The 6,885-nt window shown below is 67.7% G+C and carries 5 protein-coding genes and 1 pseudogene; 3 read left to right on the top strand and 3 right to left on the bottom strand.

Annotated features, from left to right (window positions below):
- Nucleotides 1-244: 244 nt before the first annotated feature.
- From AB1I47_RS26025 to AB1I47_RS26015, 3 genes are read right to left on the bottom strand one after another with little or no spacing between them, the layout of a single operon-like run.
- Complete coding sequence (locus AB1I47_RS26025; RefSeq protein ID WP_354686585.1) at nucleotides 245-1,009, bottom strand: crotonase/enoyl-CoA hydratase family protein; 765 nt, start codon at nucleotides 1,007-1,009, stop codon at nucleotides 245-247.
- A 45-nt stretch (nucleotides 1,010-1,054) separates the two neighbouring features.
- Nucleotides 1,055-1,819 carry an SDR family NAD(P)-dependent oxidoreductase gene (locus AB1I47_RS26020; RefSeq protein ID WP_354686584.1) on the bottom strand — a complete coding sequence of 255 codons (765 nt, stop codon included), beginning with the start codon at nucleotides 1,817-1,819 and terminating at the stop codon, nucleotides 1,055-1,057.
- 32 nt (nucleotides 1,820-1,851) lie between these two features.
- Nucleotides 1,852-3,030 (bottom strand): thiolase family protein, encoded by a 1,179-nt coding sequence (locus AB1I47_RS26015; protein WP_354686583.1) that lies wholly within the window; start codon nucleotides 3,028-3,030, stop codon nucleotides 1,852-1,854.
- 215 nt (nucleotides 3,031-3,245) lie between these two features.
- On the opposite strand from AB1I47_RS26015, the gene AB1I47_RS26010 reads away from it, so the two are divergent.
- From AB1I47_RS26010 to AB1I47_RS26000, 3 genes and pseudogenes are all read left to right on the top strand, one after another.
- The gene (locus tag AB1I47_RS26010; protein ID WP_354686582.1) at nucleotides 3,246-4,058 is read left to right on the top strand and encodes an IclR family transcriptional regulator; all 813 of its coding nucleotides are present in this window, start codon (nucleotides 3,246-3,248) and stop codon (nucleotides 4,056-4,058) included.
- Nucleotides 4,059-4,232: 174 nt separating this feature from the next.
- Nucleotides 4,233-5,450: a zinc-dependent alcohol dehydrogenase gene (locus AB1I47_RS26005; RefSeq protein WP_354686581.1), complete on the top strand. Its 1,218-nt coding sequence runs from the start codon at nucleotides 4,233-4,235 to the stop codon at nucleotides 5,448-5,450.
- 215 nt (nucleotides 5,451-5,665) lie between these two features.
- Nucleotides 5,666-6,669, top strand: a pseudogene (locus AB1I47_RS26000) (c-type cytochrome); the annotation flags it as partial.
- Between the last annotated feature and the right edge of the window lie 216 nt (nucleotides 6,670-6,885).

The following is a 6,885-nucleotide window of genomic DNA, read 5'->3' as shown; positions in this document are numbered from 1 at the left end:
GCAAGGTGGTGTGTCTCGATGTTGTTGTTGTTGTTGTTGTTGTCGTGGCGGCCGGGGTCAGGCAGTCATATTAAGCGAACGTTGAAAAATTCGCAGGGGCCACTGGCAGACCGGCGGCTTGACTTCGTTGATGTACCGGCCCTCACCCCACCTCGCTCCCGCATTCCGGGGGGAACGTCCGCCAGCGGCGGCAGGCTTCCCCAGCGGCGGCAGTTTTCTCCCAACCGCGCCAGCTAGCGCTCCATCACTTCCCCGTCCACACCGGTTTGCGCTTCTCCGCAAATGCAGCCGCACCTTCACGCGCATCGGCCGAGGTGAACACCGGCGCCAGCAGCGGGCGCTGGCGCTCGAACATCTCCTCGGCGCTCCAGTCCGCGGACTCGGCCACGATCTGCTTGCTGACGCCGACCGCCAGCGGGCCGTTGGCGCCGATCTCGTCGGCCAGCGCCAGCGCGCCGGCCAGCGCCTGGCCCGGCTCCGTCAGGCGGTTGATGAGGCCGTAGGCATGGGCCTGCTCGGCGCCCAGCATATTCCCGGTCAGCGCGTATTCCATGGCGATGTGGTACGGCACCCGGCGCGGCAGTCGCATCAGGCCGCCGGCGCCGGCCACCAGCCCGCGCTTCACCTCAGGCAACCCAAACTTGGCCGCCTGCGACGCCACGATCAGGTCGCACGCCAGCGCCAGCTCGAAGCCGCCTGCCAGCGCATAGCCTTCCACCGCGGCGATGAGCACCTTGCGCGGCGGCTTCTCGGTCAGGCCGCCAAAGCCGCGGCCCGGCAGGCTGGGGCGCTTGCCTGCGAGAAAGCCCTTCAGGTCCATGCCGGAGCAGAAGGTGCCGCCCGCGCCGGTCAGGATCGCCACGCTCAGGTCGTCGCGGCTTTCGAGCTGGTCGATCGCGGCGGCCAGCGCGGTGGCGGTCTCGAAGTCCATGGCGTTTTTCGCCTGGGGCCGGTTCATGGTGATCAGCAGCGTATTGTCGCAGGTTTCAAGTTGCAGCGTGTCGCTCATTCATCGTTCCTTGTGCTCAAAGTCGGAATCGGTGCGAGTCCCGGCTCAGCGCGGCGCCATGCGGATGGCGCCGTCCAGGCGGATGGTCTCGCCATTGAGCATGGGGTTCTCCAGGATGTGCAGCGCGGTGGACGCAAACTCATCCGGCGCGCCCAGCCGCGCCGGATGCGGCACCATGGCGCCGAGCGAGGTGCGCACGTTCTCCGGCAGCCTGGCCAGCAGCGGCGTGTCGAACAGCCCCGGCGCGATGGTGCAGACGCGGATGGCGCGCTGCGCCAGGTCGCGCGCGGCCACCAGCGTCATGCCGACGATGCCGGCCTTGGCCGATGCATACGGAATCTGCCCGATCTGGCCTTCGTACGCGGCCACCGATGCGGTCAGCACGCACACGCCACGCTCGCCGTCCACCAGTTCGTTCTTGGCCATGCGCGCGGCGCCCAGCCGCAGCGCATTGAAGGTGCCGACCAGGTTGATGCGCACCACCGACTCGTACTTCTCCAGCGAGCCCGGCTGGCCGTCTTTTTCCACCACGCGCACCGGCGCGCCCAGGCCGGCGCAGTGGACCAGCGCGCGCAGCGGGGCGATGGCCTCGGCGGCGTCGTAGACGGCGTTCATCTGGTCGGTGTCGGTCACGTCGGCCTTGACGAACACGACCTTGCCGCCGAATTCATCGACGACCGCATTGCCGCGCTCCTCCGACAGGTCGGCGATCACCACGCCGACGCCGCGCTCCACCAGGCGCCGCACACAGGCCAGGCCCAGCCCGGAAGCACCGCCGGTCACGACGGCGGACATTTTGGTCAGTTTCATGTTGTGTCTCCTTGATTGGATGCGGGCGCCGCTTACAGGCGCTCGATGATGGTGGCGTTGGCCATGCCCCCGGCTTCGCACATCGACTGCAGGCCATAGCGCTGGCCGCTGTCCTCCAGCGCATGCAGCATGGTGGTCATCAGCCGTACGCCGGAGGCGCCCAGCGGATGGCCCAGCGCGATCGCACCGCCGCGCGGGTTCAGGCGTGCCGGGTCGGCGCCAAGCGCCTTCTGCCAGGCTAGCGGCACGCAGGCAAAGGCCTCGTTGATCTCGTAGTGGTCGATCTGGTCGAGGCTGAGGCCGCTCTTCCTGATGGCGCGCTGGCTGGCGGCGATCGGCGCGGTCAGCATCATCACCGGATCGTCGCCGCAGACATCGAACGCGACGAAGCGCGCGCGCGGCTTCAGGCCCAGGCGCTGCGCCGCCGATTCGCTCATCAGCAGCATCGCCGCGGCGCCGTCACTGATCTGCGAGGCGTTGCCCGCGGTCACGTTCCAGCCGATCTGCGGGAAGCGCGCGCCCAGTTCGTCGCTGCGGAACGAGGCCTGCAGCGTGCCGAGCTTTTCCACCGAGGTGCCCGGGCGGATGGTTTCGTCCTGCTCGACCACGCCATTGGGCGTGCTGATGGGCAGGATCTCGCGGCGGAAGGCGCCGCTTTCGCGCGCGGCGGCGGCCAGCTCGTGCGAGCGCGCCGAATAGCTGTCCATCTGCTGGCGCGACAGTTCATATTTCGCCGCCACCAGTTCGGCCGCCACGCCTTGCGACACCAGTCCCGGCGCGTAGCGCGCCTCCATCGACGGACCGTAGGGGTTCTGGCCGATCCGTGCCGAGCCCATCGGCACGCGGCTCATCGACTCGATGCCGCAGGCGATGACGATGTCGTAGGCCCCGGCCATGATGCCCTGCGCGGCAAAGTGCACCGCCTGCTGGCTCGAGCCGCACTTGCGGTCGATGGTGGTGGCGGGCACGTGGTCGGGAAAGCCTGCCGCCAGCCAGGCCACGCGGCCCGGGCCGGCCGACTGTTCGCCGGCCTGGGTCACGCAGCCGGTGATGACGTCGTCGACCAGGCCCGGATCGAGGTTGTTGCGCTCGACCAGGCCCTTTAGCACTTGTGCCAGCAGCTCGGTGGCATGCAGTTCGGTAAAGGCCGAACCCGGCTTGGAGCGGCCCATCGGGCTGCGGATGGCGTCGACGATGACGGCTTGTTGCATGGTTTTGTCTCCGGAAATGCCTGATTGGTGAAGCGGGTAAGTAATTATTGAGACGACGGTTCCATAAAACATCCTGCTCGACGTACTGATTCGGGATTTTGGACTCGGAATTAGACTATGTAAACCTCAAAAACCAGGTTGACGCAAGATAAATGGCGCGGCACTATGCTCGAATTCGAGACAGCCGTATCGAAAAAAGACAGCCGAGGATTAATATGACTAATGCTTCTCTTGCGACGCCTGCCGCCACTGCCGACGGCGACGGCGAGGCACGGCTGGTCAGCGCGCTGGCGCGGGGCATTTCGATCCTCAACTGCTTTTCGCCGACGGTGCAGGAGCTGAGCAGCCGCGAGCTGATGGAGCGCACCGGCCTGGCCAAGCCCACGCTGTTCCGTTTGCTCGACACGCTGTGCGAACTCGGCTTGCTGCGCTATTCCGAGCGCCTGTCGCGCTACGTGCCGGGTGTCGGCCTGGTCAACCTGGCCGCGCCGGCGCTGGCGCGGATGACCGTGCGCCAGCTTGCGCGCGCGCAGATGCAGGAGCTGGCTGACCATATGGCCGGCCAGGTAGAACTGATCGTCGGCGCCGGCAATGCGCTGACTTACGTGGAGATCGCCCAGGGCGTGGGCAGCCATGTGTTCCGGCCCGAGGTCGGCACGCGCGTGTCGGTTTCGCGCACGGCGACGGGCCGCAGCTACCTGCTTTTGATGGACATGGCCGAGCGCGAGGCCTATGTCGACCAGCTGCAGGCCGCCGACCCCCAGCGCGCAGACTGGCTGCGCGAGCGCCTGGCCGATGCCGCCCTCGACCTGGAGCAGCACGGCTTCTGCCGCGGCCACCGCGACCTGCACCGCGAGGTCGAGTCGATTGCCGTGCCCATGCGCACCCGCCGCGACGGCGAGGCGTGGATCTTTGCCGCCTCGGTGCCGGTGTTCAGCCAGCAAAGCAAGCAGATGGAGGAAGACATCGGTCCGCGGCTGGTCAGCCTGGTGCGCAATGTGGAGGGCGCGCTGGGCGTGGCCGGCTGATCAGGGCAGCGGATTGAACAAGGCCGGCATCGTTTGCAAGCCGCGTAGCAGAATTTGCCGGTTCCGCCGCGCCTGACGCCAGCCCCGGTGGCGCCGCCACGGGAATGCAATTTGCAGCAAAGGTGCTCCGACTGACCACGCCGGAGATGGCTCCGGCTTCATGTGGAGGACACCATGAAAGCAGTTGTATTCCACGGGATCGGCGATATCCGGCTCGACGACGTGCCGGAACCTGTGATCGAGCAGGATACCGATGCCATCGTGCGCCTGACCGCGAGCGCCATTTGCGGCACGGACCTGCACTTCGTGCGCGGCACCATGGAGGGCCTTGCGCCCGGGACGGTGCTGGGGCACGAGGGGGTCGGTGTTGTCGAAGCGCTCGGCAGCGGCGTGCGCAACCTCAGCGTCGGCGATCGCGTCGTGATCCCATCCACCATCGCCTGCGGCTATTGCTCCTACTGCCGCGACGGCTACTACGCGCAGTGCGACAACGCCAATCCGCACGGCAAGCAGGCCGGCACGGCCTTCTACGGCGGGCCCGAGCAGACCGGCCCGTTCCAGGGCCTGCAGGCCGAGAAAGCGCGCGTGCCGTTCGCGCACGTCAACCTGGTCAAACTGCCCGACGCCATCAGCGACGAGCAGGCCATCATGCTGTCCGACATCTTCCCCACCGGCTACTTCGGCGCGGACCTGGCCAATATTCATGCTGGCCATACCGTCGCGGTGTTCGGCTGCGGGCCGGTCGGCCAGTTCGTCATCGCCTCGGCGCGGCTGATGGGAGCGGGGCGTATCTTTGCCGTCGATGCGGTGCCTGACCGCCTCGACATGGCGCGCGCACAAGGGGCCGAGGTGGTGAACTTCGACGCCGAGGACCCGGTGCAGACCATCGTCGAGCTGACCGGCGGTATCGGCGTGGACCGCGCCATCGACGCGGTGGGCGTCGATGCGATGCACGCGCACCATGGGCCGGCGGCGCAGGACCCGTCGGTGCAGGAAGGCGAGCAACTGTCCGCGCAGCTTGCGCCGCACGCCAACCCGTCGGCACAAGGCAACTGGGTGCCGGGCGACGCGCCGGCGCAGGCGCTGGACTGGGCCATCCGCGCGCTGGCCAAGGCCGGCACGCTGTCGATCATCGGCGTGTACCCGCCCACTGACCGCAGCTTCCCGATCGGCGCGGCGATGAACAAGAACCTGACGGTGCGCATGGGCAACTGCAACCATCGCGCCTATATCCCCAAGCTGGTCGAGCTGGTGCGCGCTGGCGCGGTCGATCCGGCGGCGATCCTGACGCGGCGCGAGCCGATGACCTCTGCGATCGAGGCCTACCAGGCTTTCGACAAGCGCCAGCCGGGATGGATCAAGGTGGAGCTGATGCCCGGTACCGTGCACTGAAGCGCGGGGGCGGCCACGACGTTGGCGGCGTGAGCCGCCTTGACCGCAGGAGCGCGACGACCGTCCCGGGCCGCAGGACGGTCGGTTCCTGATAAACACCGGGCCGCGCTTCTCCGGGTAATCCCGATATGTCCAGAATCCGGCCTGTCGCCGATCATCACAACGGCCCGGCATCCCGTGCCGCACGCAGTTCAGCCAGTTCGCAGTCCTGAAAGATCCTGGCCGACCTGAAGCTCGACGGCCAGCCGCGCAAGGTCATCCTGCATGCGCCGAAGAACGGCTTTTTCTTCGTCATCGCGAGCGGCCCGAGGCGCGCGCCACCGACAAGGCCTACGACCCCATCCCGGGGCCGTACGGCGCGCATAACTGGCACCCGATGTCGTTCAACCCGCAGACCGGGCTGGTCTACCTGCCGGCGCAAAACGTACCGGTGAACCTGATGGACGACAAGAACTGGAACTTCAACGAGGGCAAGCCGGGCACGCCGCACGGCAACGTCGGCTGGAACACGGCCAAGTTCCTCAATGCCGAGCCGCCACGGAGCAAGCCGTTCGGCCGCCTGATCGCGTGGGACCCGGTGCGGCAGAAGGCCGCCTGGACGCAGGAGCATGTGTCGCCGTGGAACGGCGGCACGCTGACCACCGCGGGCAACCTGGTGTTCCAGGGCACCGCCGACGGGCGCTTCGTCGCCTATGACGCGCGCAGCGGCGACAAGCTGTGGGAATCGCCCACCGGCACCGGCGTGGTGGCCGCGCCGATCAGCTTCGAGCTCAACGGCAGGCAGTACGTGTCGGTGGCGGTGGGGTGGGGCGGCGTCTACGGCCAGGCGCAGCGCGCCACCGACCGGCAGGGGCCGGGAACGGTCTATACCTTTGCGCTGGGCGGCAAGGCGCCGCTGCCTGAGTTTGCGCAGTACCGCGCCGGCACGCTGCTGCAGGGCGTCAGGTACAACCCCGCGCTGGTCAAGGACGGCACCGCGCTCTACGTCAGCAACTGCGTACTGTGCCACGGCGTGCCGGGCGTGGACCGCGGCGGCAATATCCCGAACCTGGGCTATATCGATGCCGCCTATATCGAAAACCTCGACAAGGTGGTGTTCAAGGGCCCGGCGATGTCGCGCGGCATGCCTGACTTCACCGGCAAGCTGTCCCCGGACGATGTCGAGAAGATCAAGGCCTTTATCCAGGGCACGGCGGACGCGGTGCGGCCCAGGCCCTGACGCCAGGGCTCAGGCGGCGTGCGTGGCGTGCGCAGCATGGCGCGGCGGCGCGTATTCAGTTTCTTTTGCGGGGCGATGAATGTTGTCGTGCGGCGGGCAAAGTGCCACGGACGGGTTGCGCAATGGCTCCGGAATCCGGACAGTAGGGGCTACGCCTGCCCGCAGAGGACCTTGCCGATGATCGTCCCCGTCGCTGTCACCACAACTGACCCGGCT

The organism is Cupriavidus necator, assembly GCF_040578825.1.
Classification (GTDB): domain Bacteria; phylum Pseudomonadota; class Gammaproteobacteria; order Burkholderiales; family Burkholderiaceae; genus Cupriavidus; species Cupriavidus necator_E.
This window is presented reverse-complemented; position numbering and strand designations above follow the sequence as displayed.

Bases quoted from the DNA above. Each gene is read 5' to 3' on its own strand.
- AB1I47_RS26020 (WP_354686584.1), bottom strand. From the start codon at position 1,819: ATGAAACTGACCAAAATGTCCGCCGTCGTGACCGGCGGTGCTTCCGGG.
- AB1I47_RS26005 (WP_354686581.1), top strand. From the start codon at position 4,233: ATGAAAGCAGTTGTATTCCACGGGATCGGCGATATCCGGCTCGACGAC.
- AB1I47_RS26010 (WP_354686582.1), top strand. From the start codon at position 3,246: ATGACTAATGCTTCTCTTGCGACGCCTGCCGCCACTGCCGACGGCGAC.
- AB1I47_RS26025 (WP_354686585.1), bottom strand. From the start codon at position 1,009: ATGAGCGACACGCTGCAACTTGAAACCTGCGACAATACGCTGCTGATC.
- AB1I47_RS26015 (WP_354686583.1), bottom strand. From the start codon at position 3,030: ATGCAACAAGCCGTCATCGTCGACGCCATCCGCAGCCCGATGGGCCGC.